Below are 20,120 nucleotides of genomic sequence, written 5' to 3' on the forward strand. Positions count from 1 at the left end.
CTATGCACCTGGATCCCGACAAGCAACGCGACCTCCTGGCCCTCGCGCAGGCGGAACGCTCCGCCGCGCACCCCAGCAGCTCCCCGGAACAGCAGGAACTCGACGAGCTGCTGGCGAAGCGCCCGTCCCTGGCCAACGCCGCGGCCGCCGCGCAGCTCGCGCTTGATGACGTCGAAGCAGACATCCTCCGCATCCAGGAGGACGAGCGCAAACTGAAAAAGCGCGAGCTCGACGACAAGCACCAGCTCTCCGCGGAGACCGACCCGGAGCGCCGCGAGGACCTCAAGCGCGACCGCTACGCCGCGAAGTCCCGCATTGCGGACCTGCTGTACGAACTCAAGGAAGCCCACGGCGAGGTCAAAGCCCTGCGCGGTAACCGTGACCTGCGCGCTCAGACCCTCGCGGAGCTGGATGATCGCATCGAAGCCGCCCGCCGCGCCGTCGACGCCCTGCCGGAGGAAGAGCCGGTGGACATCGATGCCCTGCGCGCGTCGTTGCCGGCCGACGTTCTCGGTGTCTACGCCACTGTCGGTGCCGCGCACTTCAACGGCCGGACCTGCGGTTCCTGCTTCCTTCAGCTCCCGCCCGCGGAGCGCAACGAGGTGCTCGCCGTCCCCGAGGACGAGCTTCCCACCTGCCCGAACTGCGGAACGTTGCTCATCCGATGAAGGTCACCCTCTACACCGACGGCGGTTCCCGCGGCAATCCGGGAGTCGCCGGTTCCGGCAGCGTGCTTTACGACGCCTCCGGTGCAACGCTGGCCGAAATCGCCTACGTCGTAGGTAAGAAATCCTCCAACAACGTCGCCGAATACTGCGGTCTGCTGCGCGGGTTGGAGGCCGCGCGGGATCTTGGGGCCACCGACGTGGACGTGTTCATGGACTCCAAGCTGGTCGTCGAGCAGATGGCCGGCCGGTGGAAGATCAAACACCCGGACATGAAGAAGCTGGCTTTCGAGGCCCGTGACCTGGCCGCCGGGTTCGACTCCGTCACCTACACCTGGGTGCCCCGTGCGAAGAACAAGAAGGCTGATGAGCTGTCCAACGTGGCGATGGACGCCGCCGCAGCCGGACATGCGCCGGGGATAATTGATGCGACAACAAGTGGGGAAGGTGCTGGTGAAAAAAGCGACAAGCCTGGTGCCTCCCATACCGTCGGCGGACCCGCCCACTGGTCTGGCACATCTGCCGCAGACGCGCCGCGTACCCGTTTCGTGTTGCTTCGGCACGGTCAAACGGAACACTCCGCACGCAAGGCGTACAGCGGTTCCTCGGATCCGGCTCTCACGGAGACCGGGCAGGAGCAGGCGCGCCGGGCAGCGGCAGCATTGGCCGCGATGGGCACGATCGACGCGATCATCGCTTCACCGGCCACCCGCGCTCAGGAAACTGCCGCCGCTTGCGCGGAAGCTCTCGGTATGCCCGCCGAGAAGATCGAGACCGTCGAGGGGTTCAGGGAGGTCGACTTCGGTTCCTTCGAGGGGCTGACTCGTGCGGAGGCCGAGAAGCAGTTCCCCGATGAATTCGCAGCCTGGATTGGGTCCGCCAACCAGGCGCCGCCGGAGGGGGAGTCCCTGGCCAGCTTGCACCGCCGGGTCACGCGGGCGCGCCTGAAGGTCCAGGAGAAGCACGAGGGGAAGACCGTGCTCGTGGTCACGCACATGACCCCGATCAAGTCTGTGATCAGGCAAGCGCTTTCCTCGGGGCCCGACACCTTCAAGCACATGTTCCTGGACTTGGCATCGATCTCCGTGGTCGACTTCTATGGCGACATGGGTGTGCTGCGCTCTTTTAACGACGTCGCACACTTCCGCTAAAGCAACCCCTGTGGACCCGGAATACTGCTGGGCGCTTTCCGGAATACTGCTCGGTTAAACACCCTGGTCAAAAGCATGCGTTCTAGCGCATATGTCTGAGCGGTATTCCAGCCCCACGGCCCCGGCTCCGCCTGCCCCAGGAGAACTTCCGTAAACTGCCCGCCCAGGGGTACAGTTACGCCTTGCGAGTGAGTCGGCTGGGTGATCGCGGCTCCGCGAACCATTCCGCAGGAAGAAGGCGCGGGTCGAGGAAAGTCCGGACTCCACAGGGCACGGTGGTTGCTAACGGCAACCCGGAGCAATCCGCGGGAAAGTGCAACAGAAAGTAGACCGCCTACGCTGCGCACGGCATCGCCGGGTGCAACGCAGGTAAGGGTGAAAGGGTGCGGTAAGAGCGCACCGGCGTGTGCGGTGACGCACGCGGCCAGGTAAACCCCACTGGGAGCAAGGCAAGAACCCCTGCCTTTTGGCAGAGGTCGTCGGACGTGATGAGGCTGCCCGCCCATGTTCGAAGGTAGCTGCTCGAGACGCTCAGTAATGAGCGTCCTAGATGGATGATCGCCGCCCTGGGCTGCGCTCAGGGAACAGAATCCGGCTCATAGGCCGGCTCACTCGCCCCGTTTCTCACGCGGATGACTCGGCCAAGATTTAGTTTGCAGCGGGCTGGAATCGTATTCAGAAAACACCAGGTCAAATTTCCTGGCCGTGACAAGCATGCAAACTATATCTGGAGAGGTGCGCGGCGTGTGCAAGACACCGCAAGTGAACCCCGCGCTCAAGAGTGTTTTCTGCAACAATTGGCCGCTATGAAGCTTTACGCCGCCCCTCTCGACTTCCGTGCGATTGCCGCTGAGTTCGACGTCCCTACGGAGTTCAGTCCCGAGTTGCACGAGGCTGCCGCCGATGCGACTGACCGGCATGCGGGGGAGCGTATCGACGCCCGCGACATCCCCCTGGTCACCATCGACCCGGCGGGGTCCATGGACCTGGATCAGGCGGTGTGCATCGAGAAGCATGGCTCCGGCTACCGCGTTTTCTACGCGATTGCGGATGTGGCGGCGTTCATTGAGCCGGGAAGCCCCCTGCACGAGGAGTCCCTGGTGCGCGGCCAGACGATCTACCTGCCCGATGAACCTGCCCGCCTCCACCCGGAGGAGCTCAGTGAGGGCAGTGCGTCGCTGCTTCCGGACGTCGATAGGCCAGCGGTGTTGTGGACGTTCGACCTTGACGCCAACGGCGAGCTTGCCAGCACGCATCTCGAGCGGGCGGTGGTGCACTCCGTTGCGCGACTCGACTACGACGGGGTCCAGGCAGACCTCGACGCCGGCCGCGTTCACCCATCTATCGCGCTGTTGCCGGAGGTCGGCGAGCTGCGCGCAGCGTCGTCACTCCGACGCAGGGCGATCAACTTGCGCGTGCCGTCGGTTCGCGTCGTCGAGCTTGACGACGGTCAATTCGAGCTGGTCATAGAACCTCGCCACAAAGTCATGGACTACAACTCGGAGATCTCCCTGCTCACCGGCATGGCAGCCGGAGAGATGATGCGTGAAGCATCGGTGGGCTTCCTGCGCACGCTGCGTCCCGCAGAGGAATCGGCCGAGAGCACGTTTCGCACTGAAGCGCGTGCACTCGGCTATTCGCTTCCCGACGGCGCCAACATCGGCCTCTTCCTCCACACCGTCAACGCCGCCACGCCCCGGGGAATGGCCGTGATGCGCGAGGCCCAGAAGTTGCTGCGGGGTGCCGGGTATGTCGACCTGACCGAGAAGGAACCAGAGGTTCATGCTGGCATCGGCGGACACTACTCGCACGTCACCGCACCGCTGCGGCGTCTTATTGACCGCTACGCCACCGAGGTCTGCCTGGCCCTTTGCAAGGGCGAGCCGGTTCCGGAGTGGGTGGAGCAGGATGCCCCGCGCGTGATCAAAACCATGGGCCGGACCTCCCAGCTGGCGAACTCAGTGGACCGGGCGTGCCTCAACCTCACCGAGGCCACAGTGCTGCAGCCGTGGGTGGGCCACAACTTCAACGGCGTCATCCTGCGGACTGACCAGGAGAACGACGAGGCCAGGGTGTTCGTCATCGACCCGCCCGTGCTCGCCGATTGCCTCGGCCACCCCGAAGAGCCCCGCGAGGCCGCCATGTCCCTCATTCGTGCGGACGTGGAGGAACGCGAGGTCGTGTTCGCCTGGCCGGCGGACTAGCTTGCAGCCTGCGCTAGGATAAAACCTTCGCGGCTGAGCCCTGTTGCACGTCCATCACGTCCAGCCCATCGTCGATAAGGTCGGCGATCGCGTTGCTCGCCTTCTCCGCCGGCACGTATGCGAGCACTGCCTGAGACATGCCGGCAGCAGCCGGGCGCGCGGCTGTGGCCCCGCGCAGCTCCAACAGCTGGATCAACTGGTCGGGCACCGATAGGCCCGGGGTGGGCAGGGGCTGGTCGAGGACGGCGAAAAAGTCGTCGATACGCATGCTGCGCAAGGCCTTCGCTGCGGCAGCCGCTTGCTGCGTTTCCGCCTCGCTGAACGTCACCCACGCGCGCGCAGTTTCCGGGGTCGGGGCGGAGTCCGCACCGTAGACTTGGCGGCGCGCGTTCACCCACTCGACCACACGATCCACCGCTTCGGGGAGCTGGCGCAGGGAAGGTACACCGAAGTTGGCGCAGGCGTCGTCGATAAGCGTGCGACCTTCTGTGATTGCCTGATCGGCGAAAGACTCATCGGACGGAGCTGCGACCGAGAAAATTGCGACGCCCGCGCGGCTGGGGTGAGGCGCCTGGGTGAGCGAACCGTCCGAATAATCGATGACGCTCACCGATTCCTCCGCCCCGCGCAGCGCCGCCGAGTGGCGGGCACGCAGCACCGGGACCGGCGAGAACGTCTTCGCGGATTGGCTGGCGATCTCCGCGATGCGGGTGCGCAGTGGGGCCGAGTCGATCTCTTCGTCGTCGGCGAGCAGGGCAAGCCCCAGCGCTGTATCGGCTGCGTGCAGCGCGCCAAGCCCCGACCCCAGCGGAATGTCACTGACCACGGTGATGTCCATGCCGGCGGTCTCACGCGACAGCATCTGCCTACCGACGAACGTGTGCACCAGCCCACCGAAGCGCACCGCGTAACGGCTATCCGTGTCCGGAGATTCTGTCAGCTCCGCGACCTCCGACGTCGTGGCCGTGTCCTGAATGACCCTCGAAGCAAACTCGGCGTGGACTGAGATCGTGTCATCGGTGCGCGGGCTCACTGCCACGGCCGCCCGGTGCCAAGCCAGTCCGGCAATGGTGATCCCACCGAAGTGGTCCGCATTCTCACCCACCACGATGAACGTGCCTGGCGCATCCGCCGTGTGCTTCGGATCCCTGCTGGTGACTTCGCGGTGGACCTTGGCGATGCGCTTTGAGGCGGGGGTGAAGTCAGCAGTCCATTCGGCCATGACAGTCCTTTCCGAGGGGAGGATTTCTCACACAACAGTACCAACCGCGCATGTAGCCTTGAGGTGATCCCGGCGGCACGCCGGAAAGTGTTCGGCGCGAAGCCGGACAGATACTGAAAGGACCCCTTATGAGCGACGAAAAGTTCTACTTCAACCCCTCCACCGGCGAAGTCACCCAGGGCAAAGTCGGCGGCTGGGATGACCGAATGGGCCCCTACGACACCCGCGAGGAAGCACAGCGCGCACTCGACACCGCCGCCGAGCGCAACAAGCGCGCCGAGGCCCAGGACGAGGCCGACGACAACTGGGGCGAGCCCGCGTCCTGGGAGAAGTAAGCGGTAAGGGGGTCCGGTAGGGTTGGCCTGGCCGGGCGGCGCTACTTCTTCTTGCCAGACTTGACCGGCTTGACCTTCTTGAAGGCCTTCTTCACCTCAGAGATGGCGTCCGGGTACCCCTTGAGCGCCTCGTTGCCGCGGGAGATCTCCCGCTGGAAGAGCATGCCGTAGGCGAAGGTGTCCTCGCCACGGGTGCGAGCCTCGCCGGCGATCTGCTGGATCCGGTCACGCGAGGTCACCGCGTCCTGGAAATCACCGAGGACCTCCTGGAGCTGCTTGCACGCCTTCGACAGCTTTCCGGCGTTCAACCCACTGTCCTTGGCGGCGTTAGCGGAGTAGCGCAGCTTCTTAGCGGCTTTGCGCACATCGTGGACGTACTCTTCACGGTCGTGAAGGGGCAGGGAGGTGTCCTGGTAGTACTTCTCGGCCTTCTTCTGGCGCTTCATCAGCTTCTTGTAGCCGGTGGCGAGGTGGTCGTAGAGGATCTCCTCGGGCTCGGCGCCCTCGGACTCGTCAGCTTCAGCCTCCACCTCGGGGAGCTCGAAGTCCGCGGCCGCGGAAGGGGACTCGGCGTCGAATTCGGCAGCGTCCGAACCCGGTAAGGCGTCCGGCGCACCTGCGCCAGGCACCGGCTCCCCACCGAGTTCTGGCGACAGGGGCGGGTTGGCCAACAAGGCGTCGATGTCGTCGAGAAGCTGGAGGTAGCGGTCGGAGTCGAGGGTGCGCACGATGCGGCGGTGGGCACGCTCGTACTCGCGGCGCATGTCGCCGCGGATATGCTCGTCGGCATCCGGGTCCACCATGCCGGTGTCGTCCGATTCGAGCAGGCCGACGAAACGCTCCTCGACGACCTCGGCGTCGCGGGCGGTGCCCAGCAGGGAGGCCAGCTCCTTGAGCTCGGACTCAAGGTGGGACAGCTGCGGGCCGGCAAGAATGCCTTCGAAAGTCTCCATCAGGGAGCGCAGCTCACGGGTGGCTACGCGCATCTGGTGGACGGAATCCCATTCGTCGTTGCGGACGCGGGGATCCCACTCGACGAGCTTGTCACGTTGGGCGCGAAGCGAGTCGACGACGGCCTTAGCGGGGGAGTCGCTGGAAAGCGGCGTGACGGCGGGCGGAACCGGCGCGTTGTTCACGGAGGTGCCCAGGGCGGTGGCGAGCTTGGAAGCCGATGCGGACTTGCGTGCACCTGCGTTGATCAGCACCGTTGTGGCCTCGTGGATAAGTGCGCCGCCGTCTAGGGACTCGGCGAGGGCCGGGCCGAGCTCGACCTCCCACTCGCGCCAGGAGGTCTGCTGGCCACCGGGCAGCAAGGACCATGCGGTGACGCGGTCGTCGCAGAACTCGGCGACAACGCCGCCGTCCGCACCCAGCAGCTGTGTCTCGGCGCGGTTGTTATCGATCTGCGCGATCGGTGCGAGCGGCTCACGGCGGACAATAGCGCGCACGGCGGAGAGCAATTGAGCCGGCGGCGTGGACAGATCCTCCAGCGGCGCGTGCAGTTCCAAGCGGCCGTGGGCGGCGGGCAGCTTCAGGTGCCAGCCGTCGTCGTTGCCGCCCGAGCGCCGGCGCAGGGTGATCTTCGCGCGTGTGAGGCGCAGGTCCGCGGTGTCGTAGTAGATCGCGGACAGGCTGTGGTGCGCGGTGTGGCCGAGCGTGTCCACGCCACTCAGCGAAGACAGGTCCGGCGCTGCAACGGAATCGTCGACGGCGAATTTCGCCTCGACCTCAAGAAATGTCTCAGAACCCAGTCCAGAACTCATGGTGATATCGCCTTTCGAGCAACTTTCGTGCGAACGGAGGAATTTACCTCTAGTTTACCTAAGGACCATGCGGCCCGGGGAAACCTAGCGCGCGTCCCCGCTACGCTGGTTGCCATGAACAGCCAACAAGAAAACGTCCTGCGCGACGTCGAAGAACGCGACATCCGCTTCATCCGTCTGTGGTTCACGGACCTGTTCGGTTCGCTGAAGACAGTGATGATGTCGCCGGCGGAGTTGGAGACCGCATTCGACGAGGGCGTCGGCTTTGATGGCTCGTCCATCGAGGGCTTTTCGCGTATCTCCGAGTCGGACACGTTGCTGCTGCCGGATCCGTCGACGTTTCAGCCGCTGCCATTCGACATGGATGACGGAATGCAAACAGCCCGGATGTTCTGCGATATCTCCATGCCGGACGGCAGCCCGCTCTACGCCGATCCGCGCCAGGTCCTGCGCCGGACACTGAACAAGGCTGCCGATGACGGTTTCGAGTGCGTGGCCAGCCCGGAGATCGAGTTCTTTGTGCTCACCGAGGGCAGCGATGACAAGGAGCCGAAGCCGGTCGACGACGGTGGTTATTTTGACCAGGCGAAGCGGAATGCGGCGCCGCAGTTTCGTCGACAAGCGATCTCCGCGCTTGAATACATGGGCATTGTGACGGAATTTTCGCACCACGAGGGCTCGCCGGGGCAGCAGGAAATTGACCTGCGCCACACAGACGCGCTGACCATGGCGGACAACATCATGAGCTTCCGCTACGTGGTGAAAACCGTCGGTGAGGCGAATAATGTGCTGGCCACGTTCATGCCGAAGCCGTTCCGCGAGCACAACGGCTCGGCGATGCACACCCACCTGTCGCTGTTCGAGGGCGACTCGAACGCCTTTCACGATCCGGACGATGTGTACTCCCTGTCCAAGACCGCCCGCCAGTTCATCGCCGGCGTCATCGAGCACGCCAGCGAGATCTCCGCGGTGACCAACCAGTGGGTGAACTCCTACAAGCGCCTCCAGTTTGGTTCGGAGGCGCCCACGAGCGCGACGTGGGGCGTGTCCAACTCGTCCGCAATGGTGCGCGTGCCCACCTACCGCCTGCACAAAGAAGCTTCTCGACGCATTGAGGTCCGCACCATCGACTCCGCCGCCAACCCCTACCTCGCGTTCGCCGCAGTGTTGGCGGCCGGGCTGGACGGCATTGATAAGGAGATGGAGTTGGGCGAGCCCGCTGTTGATGACGTGTTCTCTCTGACTCGCCGAGAGCGCCGCGCGATGGGGTACAAGGACCTGCCCGGCTCCCTCGACGAGGCACTGCGCGAGCTGGAGAAGTCCGAGTTCATGGCAGAAGTCTTGGGCGAGCAGGTCTTCGAGTTCTTCCTCCGCTCCAAATGGGACGAGTGGCACCAGTATGAAGACCAGATCACGCAGTGGGAACTGCAGACCAATTTGAATCTCTGATCGCTCTGTTGCAGAGCTCCAGAGATCCAAAGGAGGTAAGAAGAAATGGCCCGCAAGACCTCGCCGTCACCTGCGCAACTATCCCTCAGCAGCACGAATGCCGCCGAGGATCTGGAGCGGCTCGGCTGGACCGACAACGACGTGCTCTACACGCTCGGCGCGGCCGGTAGCCCCGACCTGACGCTCAACACGGCGTACCGTCTCGCGGAAGCGCTCGGTGATTCCTATGAGGAGCTGCGCCAATCGCTTATCGACGATAAAACCCTCCGCGTCCGGCTCTTCGCCCTCCTAGGAGGATCAACCGCGCTCGGCGACCACCTGGTAGCCCACCCCGAGGAGTGGAAACTCCTGGCGGAGCCGTTGCCGGACAGCAGGGAGATCTTCCACGCCATGCTCTCTGCCGTGGATGCGGTACCGGAAGACGGCGACCCGACTGCGACGCAAGAGCTGGACGCGCCGGGCACCTACCGCGCTGCTGAGGCCGGCAACGACGCGAAGCGGGCACTGAAGGATGCCTACCGCACGCTGATGATGCGGGTCGCCGCCGCTGACTTGGCGGGAACCTTTTCCTCCTTCAAGGGCGTCGGCGGGGACCAGGAGGAGCTGACGTACCGGGAGGTCACGGAGCTGCTCACCGTCATTGCCGATGCTGCGCTGACCGCAGCCTTGGCGGTGGCGATGCGCTCCGTCCACGACGACGAGAAGGCCGACGGCAAACTGGCCGTCATCGCGATGGGCAAGTGCGGCGCCCGGGAGCTGAACTACATCTCCGACGTGGACGTCATCTTCGTGGCCGAACCGGCTGACGCGAAGGCGACGAAGGTGGCCAGCGAGTTCACAGCCATCGGCAATTCGGCATTCTTCGACGTCGACCCGAACCTGCGGCCGGAAGGCAAGTCCGGTGCCCTGGTGCGCACCCTCGATTCCCACGAGGCGTATTACAAGCGCTGGGCGGACACGTGGGAATTCCAAGCCCTGCTCAAGGCCCGCCCGATGACGGGCGACATGGAGCTCGGCCAGGAGTACCAGGAACGGTTGCGGCCAATGGTGTGGGAGTCGAGCCAACGCGACTCCTTCGTCGAGGATGTCCAGGCCATGCGCCGCCGGGTGCTGTCCAACGTCCCGGAAGACATGCGCACCCGCGAGCTCAAGCTGGGTTCAGGCGGCCTGCGCGATGTCGAGTTCGCCGTGCAGCTCCTCCAACTCGTGCACGGGCGTATTGACGACACCTTGCGCACCCAGAACACCATCGAATCCATTGAGGCACTTTCCGCCGGCGGGTACATCGGCCGTGAAGACTCGGCCCGGCTCATCGAAGCCTATGAGTTCCTCCGCCTGCTCGAGCACCGTCTGCAGCTGCACCGCTTCCGTCGCACCCACACGCTGCCCGCGGAGGACGACGCGAAGAACCGCCGCTGGCTCGCCCTGACCGCAGGGTTTGTCTCCACCCCGAAGACGCCGGCTGTCGAGGCGATGGAGAAGCACCTCAAGGGCGAGCGCAAGAATATCTCCGACCTGCACTCACGCCTGTTCTACCGTCCGCTGCTCAACGCCATTGCGGGGATGAGCATCGGTGAGGCGTCGCTGACCAAGGATGCTGCCGTCGCTCAGCTCAAAGCACTCGGCTACACCCACCCGTCGCGCGCGTACGAGCACCTCACCGCTTTGGCCAAGGGGACGTCGCGTAAAGCGAAACTGCAGGCCATTCTGCTTCCGACTCTCATGACCTACCTCGGCGACACCGCCGACCCAGATGCCGGCCTGCTCAACTACCGCAAGCTTTCAGAGGCGGCGAACGACAGGTCGTGGTTCCTGCGGATGCTTCGCGACGAAGGCGTTGTCGGTGAACGCCTCATGCACATCTTGGGGACATCCCCTTACGCGGCGAATTTGATTATCAGTGCGCCGGACGTCGTCAAGCAGTTGGGCGACGGTGCCTCGAAACCGAAACTCTTGGACACGAACCCGGACCGTGTGTACAAGTCGCTCATCGCGGCCACGAAGCGCCACGCCGACCCGGACAAAGCCGTCAACGTGGCGAGGTCGCTGCGGCGCGCGGAACTGGCGCGCATCGCGTCGGCGGACCTGCTGGGCATGATGAGCGTGCGCGAGGTGTGCATGCAGCTGTCGTGGGTGTGGAACGCCGTGCTCGAGGCAGGGTTGCGGGCGGAGATCCGCGCTGACTTGATCGAGCGTGAGCTGGAGGAACCGTTGGCGCAGATCGCCGTAATCGGCATGGGGCGCCTTGGCGGTGAAGAACTCGGGTACGGGTCCGACGCAGACGTCATGGTCGTTGCCGAACCGAGCGAGGGTGTCGCAGAGACAGACGCGTTGGCGTGGGCAAAGAAGATCATCGACCAGATGCGCAAACGCTTGGCCAAACCGTCCAGCGACCCGCCGCTCGAAGTCGATCTGGGGCTGCGCCCTGAGGGACGTTCCGGCCCGGTGGCGCGAACCATCGCCAGCTACGAGCGCTACTACGACGAATGGGGCGCGGTCTGGGAGAAACAAGCCCTTTTGCGGGCCACTGTGTGCGCGGGAGATGTCGAGGTGGGGAAGAACTTTCTCACAGCCATCGATAAGTTCCGTTACCCGGAAGGTGGGGCCAGCGACGCGGAAATCAAAGAGATCCGCCGCATCAAAGCGCGCGTGGACAACGAGCGGTTGCCGCGCGGCGCCGACCGCGCCACGCACACGAAGCTCGGCCGCGGTGCGCTGTCCGATATTGAATGGACAGTCCAGCTGCTCACGATGATGCACGCCGATGCGTACGAGGAGCTGCACAACACCTCCACTTTGGAAGTGCTCGACTTCCTGGTCACAGATGAGGCGAACGGCATTATTGAGAACACGCAGGCGCGGAAGCTCACAGACGCCTGGCTCATGGCCACCGCTGCACGCAATGCGTTGGTCCTGGTCACGGGCAAACGCATCGATCAGTTGCCCGGTCCGGGGGCGCAGCTCAACCAGGTTGCAGGTGCGGCAGGATATGACCCGCAGGACGCGCAAGCGTTCCTGGACCGCTACCTGAAGGTCACGCGCCGGGCCCACCGCGTGGTGGAGGAAGTTTTCTGGGGCGAAGAACCGTCCTTCGAGTTCGAGTAGCGTTGAGCCCATGGCTATGAATCTCTCGATCGATCTGCAGGACGCGACCGTCGGCGACCTGGTCGCGCTCATCCGGGCGGCGCAGGCGGCGGGTGTGGACAACGCCACGAAGTTGGAACTGGAAGACACAACGCTGCTGGTGAACATCGTCGCCCCGGCAGTGGGTTCCGCGAACCTTGCCACGGCTGAGGACTTTGGGGGTGCGGACGGACCGTCGGGCCGCCACTCGCGCGGACACGAACCGCTGCCAGTGCTGGGGGACAGCGCGATCCGCAGCGTCATCGACATCCTCACCGGCAGGCAGGAGCCTCCCCGCTAAGCGTGTCCTGTGCGGCGGGTAAACTTCTTTAGCGTGGATTACATCTCAACGCGCGACACGTCGAAAACCCCGTACAAGTTCACCGACATCCTGCTTGGTGGCCTCGCCCCGGACGGTGGCCTCTACGTGCCCGTCGCGTACCCGCGGATTACGCCCGAGCGTCTTGCGCAGTGGCGCACCCTGTTGGACGAGGAGGGTTACGCCGCTTTGGCCGCCGAAGTGGTCAAACTGTTCGTCTCCGACATCCCGCCGGTGAAGATCGAGGAGCTGACGGCCAACGCGTACCGCACCCCGGTCTTCGCCGATGAGGAAATCGTGCCCGTCACGTCGTTGGAAGACGACATCTACCTGGCGCACCTGTCGGAGGGACCCACGGCCGCCTTCAAGGACATGGCGATGCAGCTGCTCGGCGAGTTCTTCGAGTTCGAGCTGGCGCGGCGCGAGGCCACCCTCAATATTCTCGGTGCGACCTCCGGCGACACCGGTTCTTCTGCCGAGTACGCCATGCGCGGCCGCGACAATATCCGCGTGTTCATGCTCACTCCAGCAGGCCGCATGACCCCCTTCCAGCAAGCGCAAATGTTCGGCCTGGATGAGCCCAACATCTTCAACATCGCCCTCGACGGTGTCTTCGACGACTGTCAGGACGTAGTCAAGGAGGTCAACGCCGACGCCGCGTTCAAGGAGAAGTACTACATCGGCGCGGTGAACTCGATTAACTGGGCCCGCCTGCTCGCGCAGACGATCTACTACATCTCCACCTACCTCAAGGTCACGGAGGCTCCCGGGGAGGGCCAGGAGCCGCAGCAAATTTCCTTCTGCGTTCCCACCGGGAACTTCGGCGATATCTGCGCAGGTCACATTACGAAGCAGATGGGGTTGCCCGTCGACAAGCTCATTGTGGCGACGAACGAGAACGATGTGCTCCACGAGTTCTTCACCACGGGCCAGTACCGTCCGCGCTCTGCCGCGGAGACGCAGGCGACCTCCTCGCCGTCAATGGACATCTCCCGCGCATCCAACTTCGAACGCTTCATCTTCGATGTGCTCGAGCGCGACGCAGATCGCACGAGCGACCTATTCGCGGTGCAAGCGAAGGCTGACGGCTTCGAGCTCGATGACTACCTCATGGAGCAGATCCGCGCCGATTACGGGTTCCTGTCCGGAAAGTCCACGCACGCAGATCGCTTATCGACGATTCGTGCCACCCACACCGACCACGACGTCATGATCGATCCGCACACCGCAGACGGTGTCTTTGTCGCACGCGGTGTGGCGGACCGAGTGGACACCCCGATTGTCGTGCTGGAGACCGCGCTACCGGTGAAGTTCTCCGAGACCATCGTGGAAGCGACTGGGGTGGAACCGGATGTTCCGGAGCGCTTCGCGGAAATCATGGATGCGGACCGCCATGTCGTGGATATGCCGAACAACGCCGAGACCGTGAAGCAGTACATCGCTACAATCGCCGACAGCAACGCAGCCGAGGACAACGAGTAGAGGAGCACTCATGGCGCAGGAACAGTTCGCAGGCCCCGACCACTACACCGAGTTCGACCCGGAGAAGTTCGTCCGCGACCTGAAGGTCCAAAAGTCCGTGGATGAGGACGACAAAGGCGGAAAAGCTGCGAGCGAGAAAGATGCCGCTGGCATCGACGACACCGCCGCGAACGCCGATTCTGACTCCGCCGATCAGGTGTAACCACCACGGGTTGACCCAACGGTGACGCAACCATCTATGCATCCGTCTGAGCCCCCGCGGGAGTACCCCGTGCAGGGGAGCGACGAGCTGCCCGTTCATTACCAGCTGCAGCCGCTGCCTCAGCCACAGCCGCATCCGCAGCGCCGGTCGAGCGACAGCGGTTTGACCCTGTGGTCGGCGCTGATCGTCATCATGACGTTCGTTGTCGCCTCGGTGGTGTGGCTCGGCGTGAGCACCTCGGATTACCCGACTCTCACCGTCGAGGAGCGCCAAGCGCGCGAGGATGTCCGGACCCCTGGGGGGCCGGCGGCTGATGCGCCCGTAGAGGAGCTGCCGGGGACCCCCGTCATCCAGCCGGCGTTCGCTCTGTGGGCCCCGGGCACAAAGATCCAGTCCACGCAGCATTACCCCCAGCCAGGCGAAGTTTTCACGGCGCAGTCATGCACTGTCGCGTTCAGTTTCAGCGCCGACGACGGCCGCAACTTCGCCGTCACCGCGGGCCACTGCGGGCGCGAAGGCGACCTGGTGTGGCCGACGAACGCGGAGACGGTGCACGACTTTTCTGTTGAAGCGGGCCGTTATATTTACTCGGGGCTGTACAGCGATGAAAACGGTGACATCGATGTGGGGATCATTGAGATCACTGACCCGAACCGCTTCATGGATCTCGTGGGTGACCCGATTGACACCGGCCTGTACGAAGGCAAGATGGAGCCCGGCGAGCGCATCTGCAAAACCGGCGGAACCACTGGGTTAACCTGCGGAGAGTTCAAGGCGACGGAGCGCATCCAGGTAATCCGCACGGAAGCGGATGTGGAGCGTGAAACCCACGGCGACATCGCCAACGTGTGCGCCCTGCCCGGTGATTCCGGCGGCCCGGTGTTCTACATCGTCGGTGACCGCGCCACGATCATCGGCGTGGTCTCGGGTACTGAAGCTGGCCGTGCGCACGAGGAGTGCGACATCCCCGGCGCAGAGACCAAGATGATGAGCTACTCCAACCTCAACCAGGTCATGGAAGTGATTCGTCGCGTTGTCCCCAACGCTACGTTTTCAGATCAGCGCTGGTGAGATTCGCCCGTGAGCTCTTCTGTCGTTGCGTAGTCGGGCTTCCCGCGAGATTTGACCACACGGTGCACTTCGTTGGGGCTGTAGGTGTACAGGTTGATCTTCTCGATCGCGCGGGGCCGGCGCAGCGGGTTCCACGTCTCGTGGATCTTCTCGGCGACGTCATTAGAGTCGACGAACCAGTTCATGGTCACAGCGTTCTTGTGGCCGCGGTTGGGGTGGTTGGCAAAGTCGATTGAGTCCGCTTTGCCGTCGAGAGCAAAGGTGAGCATGCGCTCGATCGTCTCCGGAGGCAGCGAGGTGTAGCAAAAGCCGTTGAAGGTCACGCGGGTGTTATCTGGGGTTTCCAGAGCCATTGCGTCCAGGCAATTCTGCTCGAGCAGCCGGCTGATATGTCCTGTTAGCTCCGGCATCATGCCGAGCGCTTCCTCGGACACAGTGCCGGTGACTGCGACGCCGGTGTAGGTGCGTGCCGTCGCGGCGTCCTGGATGAGGTAGGAGCGTATCGACGATTTCACCTGCTTCTCATCCGTGCCCGGGGGCGCCGGCTTGGGTTCTCGGGTGACAGCGACCTTGTCCTCCTCGCCCGGACCGGTCACCGTGGTCACCGGGGTGGTCGTGGACTCGGTGGTAGTGGTGCTGCTTCCACTCGTCCCCGTTGTCGCCGTAGCGGAAGCTGCACGTTCTTCGGCGCCGGACTCGTAATTGAACAGCCCAATGGTGAGGACCACGCAGATAACAAGCAGGGCACCGAACCCGACGATGAAGGCTGGGGTGGGCAGGCTGCGCAGGTCTCTCATAGTGCTTTTAAACTTTAGCGCCCTTTGCCCGCAACGTAGACTTGGCGGTATGCCCATTCCAGATTTCATTGTGGAGACTCGCAAGAAGATCGGCCATGACCCCATGTGGATCCCCGCTGTGTCGGCGTTGGTCCTGCGGGATTCCACGGACGGTTCCGCATGGGCAGTGCCGGAAATTCTGCTGGTCAAAAGGGCAGACAACGGGAAGTGGACTCCAGTGACGGGGATTTGTGATCCCGGTGAGGAACCGCAGGACGCCGCTGTGCGCGAGGTCATGGAGGAAACCGGTATCGAGGCTGCTCCCGCGGCGCTGATTGGTGCTGGTGCCATTGGCCCGATCACCCATGAGAACGGCGACCAGGCGAGCTACATGTCCATCGCGATCCGCCTTGAGCCTGTCGACGCCGCCGCGGCCCCGCACGTCGCCGACGACGAATCGACGGAGGTCGGCTGGTTCTCTGTCGCCCATATGCCGGTCACGGACCCAAAGTGGCGCCTTGTCATTGCCGACGCGATCGCGCAGCGCAAGCACCCAGCTAATTTCTCTCCGCGCATGGGATTCACCAAGCGGTGATGGCTGCCGGCTCTCGCGTCCAGTTCGGGGTGGATGTCAGCGAGCACCAGGATGGCATCAGCCTCGTGCGTGCTGCAGCCGAAGGCATCGAGTTCGCAGTGGTGCGCACCACGGACGGCACGTACAAAGACCGCACATACCGCTCGCATATCGACGATGCCTCCCACGCCGGCATCGCAGCCGAGTCCTACCACTACCTGCGTAACCCTTCGGAGGGCACCACGATCGCTCAGCAGGTCGAGGCATCCCTCGAGGTGATGTCAGACGTGCAGCGCCCAGTGTGGCTGGATTGTGAAACCCCGGCGGGACTCCACCTTGACCACATCCGCGAGGCGCGCGATCTTTTCTTGCAAGCGGGTGTTCCCGTGCGTGGCATCTATACGTACCCGCACTTTTGGCGGTGGCGGATGCTCGGTGCCGACACCCGGGAGTTCGGCCAGGTGTGGTTAGCCCAGTACGGACAAAACCCGGCCGGTCTGCCCGCGGAGATCTACACGGGGGAGTGGCCGGGTGCCGTCGGCAAGCAAGCGCCTGCAATGTGGCAGTTCAGCTCGCGCGGTCACGTCGCTGGCTTCGAGGTCGACGTGAACGCGCGGACGAACTAGCGCGGGTTCTCCTCGGTACCGGTCGAGGAATCAGTTTCCGGGGAAGGACCGGTCGATGTGCCGGCTGAAGTGCCGCCTGAGGTGTCACCCCACGTGGACTGGCCCCCAGAAGACGGGACGTCAGACGACGCGGTGCCAGAGGACGATGCGTCCGTCGTGGACGCAGTGCTCGAAGGCTCAACGCGGTAGCTGGTGCTGCCGGACTGCTGGTTGCTCTGCTGCGGTGGCTGGAACCCCTGTTGGTCCTGCTGGTACGGCTGCTGGAAACCCTGCTGCGGCTGCTGGGCGGGCTGGCCGTATGGCTGCGGTTGCTGGAAGCCCTGGCCTGGCTGGCCTGGCTGCTGGAAGCCCTGGCCTGGCTGGCCTGGCTGCTGGAAACCCTGCTGGCCTTGCTGGCTCTGCTGCTGGAACTGCTGCTGCGCGTTGCGCTGCTGTACCTGCTGGACGGAATTCTTCGCCTTGGCGAACTGGCCTTCAATGCCAGAACGGCCCTTGACAAGCAGGAAGATGCTCAACGCCAGAGCCAGGATGCCGAAGAGCAACCACATCCACCATCCGGCGCCGAGGGAGGTGTAATCGTCGCCGATCGAGCTAAAGAAGAAGAACAGGATGCCGGAGAGCTGCAGACCAGCACCGATGATACCGAGAATGGCACCGAGCTTTTCCTTGCCCAGGAAGTAGAGAACCGTCGCCGCGATGTAGCAGCCCAGAGTCAGGACGGTGCCGATGCCGATGAGGAAGGTGCCCGTCACTTCCTCCTTGAGCGCTGCCTCACCGAGACGGCCGAGGCCAGAACTTTCGACGCTGAAGGCACCCCACCAGTTGAGCGTTCCGCCGATGGAGCCTAATCCTTCAAAATCATCAAGGTCGACAATAGTCCTGGACACAGTCATGAAACTGGTCAGGAAGCTCAGCAGGAAGAACCCGAGCATTGCCCAGGTAGGCCATACCGGCGTTACCTTCGGCGCCTGCATGGTGCCGTCGGGCTGGCCTGGTTGCGCGCCCCAGTGTGGCTGACCCGGCTGATTCGGCTGTGCGCCCCACTGTGGCTGGCCCTGCGGCTGGCCCGGTTGCGCGCCCCACTGTGGCTGGCCCTGCGGCTGACCCGGTTGCGCGCCCCACTGCGGCTGGCCTTGCGGCTGATTCGGCTGCGCACCCCACTGCGAGGGGTTTGGCTGGTGGCCGGGTTGCGGATTGCCCCACTGACCTGCGGAGTTAGAAGCGGGGTTGTTCGGTGTTGTCATGGTGACCTTTCCAAAGATGAAGTTTTCGGTCTTTAGACTATCCGAAAAACTTCCAGCGGAAAGGAATAGTCGGGGATTCATCCCCGGCCGCAGCTGATTAGGCTCGGCCTTCCTTTACCCAGCTGATGAACCTGCTCGAACACAGCGACCAGTGAATGATGAGCAGAACCGGAATGCTCAAGGCAACAGTGTCGAGCCAGTTAGAGCCGTTGACCAATGCGACCTGGTGTCCGCCCATGCTCACCGTTCCCGGCGGGAACGTGCAGGCCCACCATGCGGGGGAGTAATCCACCCAGCGCACGACGTTCGGGTAGAACTTCACCATCGCGAAGATCGCAAGGGGAATGGCGATCACCAACGCAGTTAGGCCGTAGCCGATGGAGTAGTGGCCGGGGTAGAGGAGCTGAATTGCTGTTGTCGATTGGCCGACAACGCCGAGCGGAACCCATGCTGTTGCCGAGTTGGCACCGCTGAGATCTACGTTGCCGCGCCACAATTGCCAGTAGACGTAAATGAAGATCGGCACGGCGGTGAAGAATGACATCACGAAGAAAACGGTGCCCATCGTGTGGTAGAGCTGCCCGTAGTCGCGGGCGAGCCACGCGCCCACAGACGACGAAATCATCGGGCCAACGAGGGGGAGACCCCAGGTGAACTTTGGGGGTCCCTCAAAACGCGTGAGCTGAATTGCCCACGTGATCACAGTGGCCGGCGCTCCGATCCAGAACCCGATCAGGCGGAAAACTGTGTGGCCAGTCAGCCCCGACATAGCTGCCCCCAGAGCGAGGATGCCGATGAAGAACATTGACCACGCTGCCATGGACGTGCGGCGGAAACTCGGTTGGCGGTAACGCACGAAACCGACAATGAGAACGGCCAGGATCCCCCACGCGATCGCGGCAAAGATGCCGGAAGCGATCTTCAGGTCGAGTTCGACGAGGAGGCGGGAAACGATTGAGGTTCCCATGAGACTGCCGCCCCATTCGGGTCCAGGGGGCGGCAGTTGGCGGAATTTGGCAGGCACTCTGGGCATCGTAGTCCTCGGCTCGTGGAGTATCTACTCGGTTCGTCTTGTGCCCCCAAACGGCCGTTAATAGGCAGAAGGATAGGGTGTACCGGCTTGAGGGGGTTGTACTGCGGGGTATTTCTTGCCGCCTGCAACGAGAACAACGATGTAGAAAATGAAGCCACCAACCGAGGCTGCGAGGAAGAGCCACAAACCAGTGCCCGGGGTGACCGTGAGGTTCTCTTCCATTTCGGGGGCAACGGATATGAAGAAGAAAATCAAGCCTGTGCCCGCCATTTGAGCAAGAGCGGCGAGGATGCCGGGTAAGGCAGATAGGCGGTTGTTGAAGAGCACGCACAGCACTGCCAGCCCCGCAAAAACGAGAATTGCGATGATGCCGCCGGCGAGCACGCTCATCATCGTCTGGAAGTCCTCGTCCTCGACAATCTCTTTCCTTGTTTCCTCCTCGGCTGCGTCGATATCCACACCCGGTGCGTCCCGGTCGAAGCCCACGGCGTCGAAGCCGACTTCACCCCACCAGGTCAGGGTGGATTCAATGTAGGCGTCGTCATCGATTCCGTCGGGGAAGTGCCGCGTGCTCATCCCGTATTCTTTCGCGATGTCCTCCATCGTCGCCGTGGCGGTCATCATCGGGAGGAAGGTGCTGCCAAGAATGACCAGGAATAGGGCAATGACACCGAGTTTCGGCCAGATCGGGGAACGCCCCTTCTGCCCGGCGTGAGGGTCGTAGGGTGCGTAAACGGCGCTTGGCTGCGCTGGGGGAGCGTACTGTGGCTGACTCTGCGGGGCGTACTGCGGCTGGGTTGAGTATGAAGTGTCCTGGGTTTAGTTCCGATCGTTTCTAGAGGAGGATTGGATCATGCCTAGGAAGTTCAGTGACGAGTTCA

The 20,120-nt window shown here is 63.5% G+C and carries 18 protein-coding genes and 1 other RNA gene; 13 read left to right on the forward strand and 6 right to left on the reverse strand.

Going from position 1 to position 20,120, the window contains the following annotated elements; translation table 11 throughout:
- Positions 1–2: 2 nt before the first annotated feature.
- The 4 genes from KBX19_RS10000 (at position 3) to KBX19_RS10015 (ending at position 4,020) form a co-directional block, all read left to right on the forward strand.
- Positions 3–668: a C4-type zinc ribbon domain-containing protein gene (locus KBX19_RS10000; RefSeq protein ID WP_255998759.1), complete on the forward strand. Its 666-nt coding sequence runs from the start codon at positions 3–5 to the stop codon at positions 666–668.
- Complete coding sequence (locus tag KBX19_RS10005; protein WP_255998761.1) at positions 665–1,816, forward strand: bifunctional RNase H/acid phosphatase; 1,152 nt, start codon at positions 665–667, stop codon at positions 1,814–1,816. Before KBX19_RS10000 ends, KBX19_RS10005 begins: the two co-directional genes overlap by 4 nt.
- Before the next feature lie 189 nt (positions 1,817–2,005).
- An RNA gene (rnpB, locus tag KBX19_RS10010) (RNase P RNA component class A) lies at positions 2,006–2,431 on the forward strand.
- Positions 2,432–2,622: 191 nt separating this feature from the next.
- Complete coding sequence (locus KBX19_RS10015) at positions 2,623–4,020, forward strand: RNB domain-containing ribonuclease (RefSeq protein ID WP_255998763.1); 1,398 nt, start codon at positions 2,623–2,625, stop codon at positions 4,018–4,020.
- 13 nt (positions 4,021–4,033) lie between these two features.
- Here KBX19_RS10015 and KBX19_RS10020 read toward each other — a convergent pair whose 3' ends face one another.
- The gene (locus KBX19_RS10020) at positions 4,034–5,242 is read right to left on the reverse strand and encodes a galactokinase (RefSeq protein WP_255998764.1); all 1,209 of its coding nucleotides are present in this window, start codon (positions 5,240–5,242) and stop codon (positions 4,034–4,036) included.
- Positions 5,243–5,370: 128 nt separating this feature from the next.
- Between KBX19_RS10020 and KBX19_RS10025 the strand changes: the two genes are divergently transcribed.
- Positions 5,371–5,577 (forward strand): hypothetical protein, encoded by a 207-nt coding sequence (locus KBX19_RS10025; protein WP_005289430.1) that lies wholly within the window; start codon positions 5,371–5,373, stop codon positions 5,575–5,577.
- 41 nt (positions 5,578–5,618) lie between these two features.
- On the opposite strand, the gene KBX19_RS10030 is transcribed toward KBX19_RS10025, so the two are convergent.
- Positions 5,619–7,340 carry a CYTH and CHAD domain-containing protein gene (locus KBX19_RS10030; RefSeq protein WP_255998767.1) on the reverse strand — a complete coding sequence of 574 codons (1,722 nt, stop codon included), beginning with the start codon at positions 7,338–7,340 and terminating at the stop codon, positions 5,619–5,621.
- A 114-nt stretch (positions 7,341–7,454) separates the two neighbouring features.
- Here KBX19_RS10030 and KBX19_RS10035 point away from each other — a divergent pair, with 114 nt between their 5' ends.
- The 6 genes from KBX19_RS10035 to KBX19_RS10060 all read left to right on the forward strand — a co-directional run bounded on the left by KBX19_RS10035 (position 7,455) and on the right by KBX19_RS10060 (position 14,986).
- Positions 7,455–8,789, forward strand: coding sequence for a glutamine synthetase family protein (locus tag KBX19_RS10035; protein WP_255998769.1), 1,335 nt, complete (start codon positions 7,455–7,457; stop codon positions 8,787–8,789).
- A gap of 45 nt (positions 8,790–8,834) precedes the next feature.
- Positions 8,835–11,894, forward strand: a complete 3,060-nt coding sequence (locus KBX19_RS10040; protein WP_255998771.1) for a bifunctional [glutamine synthetase] adenylyltransferase/[glutamine synthetase]-adenylyl-L-tyrosine phosphorylase — start codon at positions 8,835–8,837, stop codon at positions 11,892–11,894.
- Between the two features lie 10 nt (positions 11,895–11,904).
- Positions 11,905–12,213, forward strand: coding sequence for a hypothetical protein (locus tag KBX19_RS10045; RefSeq protein ID WP_255998773.1), 309 nt, complete (start codon positions 11,905–11,907; stop codon positions 12,211–12,213).
- Between the two features lie 33 nt (positions 12,214–12,246).
- Complete coding sequence (gene thrC, locus KBX19_RS10050; protein WP_255998774.1) at positions 12,247–13,713, forward strand: threonine synthase; 1,467 nt, start codon at positions 12,247–12,249, stop codon at positions 13,711–13,713.
- A 10-nt stretch (positions 13,714–13,723) separates the two neighbouring features.
- Positions 13,724–13,915: a hypothetical protein gene (locus KBX19_RS10055; protein WP_005289442.1), complete on the forward strand. Its 192-nt coding sequence runs from the start codon at positions 13,724–13,726 to the stop codon at positions 13,913–13,915.
- Between the two features lie 69 nt (positions 13,916–13,984).
- Positions 13,985–14,986, forward strand: a complete 1,002-nt coding sequence (locus tag KBX19_RS10060) for a trypsin-like serine protease (RefSeq protein ID WP_255998775.1) — start codon at positions 13,985–13,987, stop codon at positions 14,984–14,986.
- On the opposite strand, the gene KBX19_RS10065 is transcribed toward KBX19_RS10060, so the two are convergent.
- On the reverse strand, positions 14,974–15,783 hold the full coding sequence (locus KBX19_RS10065; RefSeq protein WP_255994764.1) for a hypothetical protein: 810 nt from the start codon (positions 15,781–15,783) through the stop codon (positions 14,974–14,976). The genes KBX19_RS10060 and KBX19_RS10065 overlap by 13 nt on opposite strands.
- A gap of 49 nt (positions 15,784–15,832) precedes the next feature.
- On the opposite strand from KBX19_RS10065, the gene KBX19_RS10070 reads away from it, so the two are divergent.
- Positions 15,833–16,357, forward strand: a complete 525-nt coding sequence (locus tag KBX19_RS10070) for an NUDIX domain-containing protein (protein WP_005289449.1) — start codon at positions 15,833–15,835, stop codon at positions 16,355–16,357.
- On the forward strand, positions 16,357–16,962 hold the full coding sequence (locus KBX19_RS10075; RefSeq protein WP_255998777.1) for a glycoside hydrolase family 25 protein: 606 nt from the start codon (positions 16,357–16,359) through the stop codon (positions 16,960–16,962). Before KBX19_RS10070 ends, KBX19_RS10075 begins: the two co-directional genes overlap by 1 nt.
- Here the strand turns inward: KBX19_RS10075 and KBX19_RS10080 are convergent.
- The 3 genes from KBX19_RS10080 to KBX19_RS10090 all read right to left on the reverse strand — a co-directional run bounded on the left by KBX19_RS10080 (position 16,959) and on the right by KBX19_RS10090 (position 19,863).
- A complete protein-coding gene (locus KBX19_RS10080) occupies positions 16,959–18,206 on the reverse strand; it encodes a hypothetical protein (RefSeq protein WP_255998779.1) in 1,248 nt (415 codons plus the stop codon). The two genes, KBX19_RS10075 and KBX19_RS10080, sit on opposite strands and share 4 nt — an antisense overlap.
- A 97-nt stretch (positions 18,207–18,303) precedes the next feature.
- Positions 18,304–19,239: a TDT family transporter gene (locus KBX19_RS10085; protein ID WP_255998781.1), complete on the reverse strand. Its 936-nt coding sequence runs from the start codon at positions 19,237–19,239 to the stop codon at positions 18,304–18,306.
- Between the two features lie 57 nt (positions 19,240–19,296).
- Positions 19,297–19,863, reverse strand: coding sequence for a hypothetical protein (locus KBX19_RS10090; protein WP_255998783.1), 567 nt, complete (start codon positions 19,861–19,863; stop codon positions 19,297–19,299).
- Positions 19,864–20,120: the final 257 nt, after the last annotated feature.

This window comes from Corynebacterium sp. CCUG 71335 (assembly GCF_024454075.1).
Lineage (GTDB): Bacteria > Actinomycetota > Actinomycetes > Mycobacteriales > Mycobacteriaceae > Corynebacterium > Corynebacterium genitalium.

Coding starts and splice junctions, on each gene's coding strand:
- KBX19_RS10080 (WP_255998779.1), bottom strand. CDS start 18,206: ATGACAACACCGAACAACCCCGCTTCTAACTCCGCAGGTCAGTGGGGC.
- KBX19_RS10015 (WP_255998763.1), top strand. CDS start 2,623: ATGAAGCTTTACGCCGCCCCTCTCGACTTCCGTGCGATTGCCGCTGAG.
- KBX19_RS10030 (WP_255998767.1), bottom strand. CDS start 7,340: ATGAGTTCTGGACTGGGTTCTGAGACATTTCTTGAGGTCGAGGCGAAA.
- KBX19_RS10035 (WP_255998769.1), top strand. CDS start 7,455: ATGAACAGCCAACAAGAAAACGTCCTGCGCGACGTCGAAGAACGCGAC.
- KBX19_RS10070 (WP_005289449.1), top strand. CDS start 15,833: ATGCCCATTCCAGATTTCATTGTGGAGACTCGCAAGAAGATCGGCCAT.
- KBX19_RS10085 (WP_255998781.1), bottom strand. CDS start 19,239: ATGCCCAGAGTGCCTGCCAAATTCCGCCAACTGCCGCCCCCTGGACCC.
- KBX19_RS10075 (WP_255998777.1), top strand. CDS start 16,357: ATGGCTGCCGGCTCTCGCGTCCAGTTCGGGGTGGATGTCAGCGAGCAC.
- KBX19_RS10090 (WP_255998783.1), bottom strand. CDS start 19,863: ATGATGACCGCCACGGCGACGATGGAGGACATCGCGAAAGAATACGGG.
- KBX19_RS10055 (WP_005289442.1), top strand. CDS start 13,724: ATGGCGCAGGAACAGTTCGCAGGCCCCGACCACTACACCGAGTTCGAC.
- KBX19_RS10020 (WP_255998764.1), bottom strand. CDS start 5,242: ATGGCCGAATGGACTGCTGACTTCACCCCCGCCTCAAAGCGCATCGCC.
- KBX19_RS10000 (WP_255998759.1), top strand. CDS start 3: ATGCACCTGGATCCCGACAAGCAACGCGACCTCCTGGCCCTCGCGCAG.
- KBX19_RS10005 (WP_255998761.1), top strand. CDS start 665: ATGAAGGTCACCCTCTACACCGACGGCGGTTCCCGCGGCAATCCGGGA.
- KBX19_RS10045 (WP_255998773.1), top strand. CDS start 11,905: ATGGCTATGAATCTCTCGATCGATCTGCAGGACGCGACCGTCGGCGAC.
- KBX19_RS10065 (WP_255994764.1), bottom strand. CDS start 15,783: ATGAGAGACCTGCGCAGCCTGCCCACCCCAGCCTTCATCGTCGGGTTC.
- KBX19_RS10025 (WP_005289430.1), top strand. CDS start 5,371: ATGAGCGACGAAAAGTTCTACTTCAACCCCTCCACCGGCGAAGTCACC.
- KBX19_RS10040 (WP_255998771.1), top strand. CDS start 8,835: ATGGCCCGCAAGACCTCGCCGTCACCTGCGCAACTATCCCTCAGCAGC.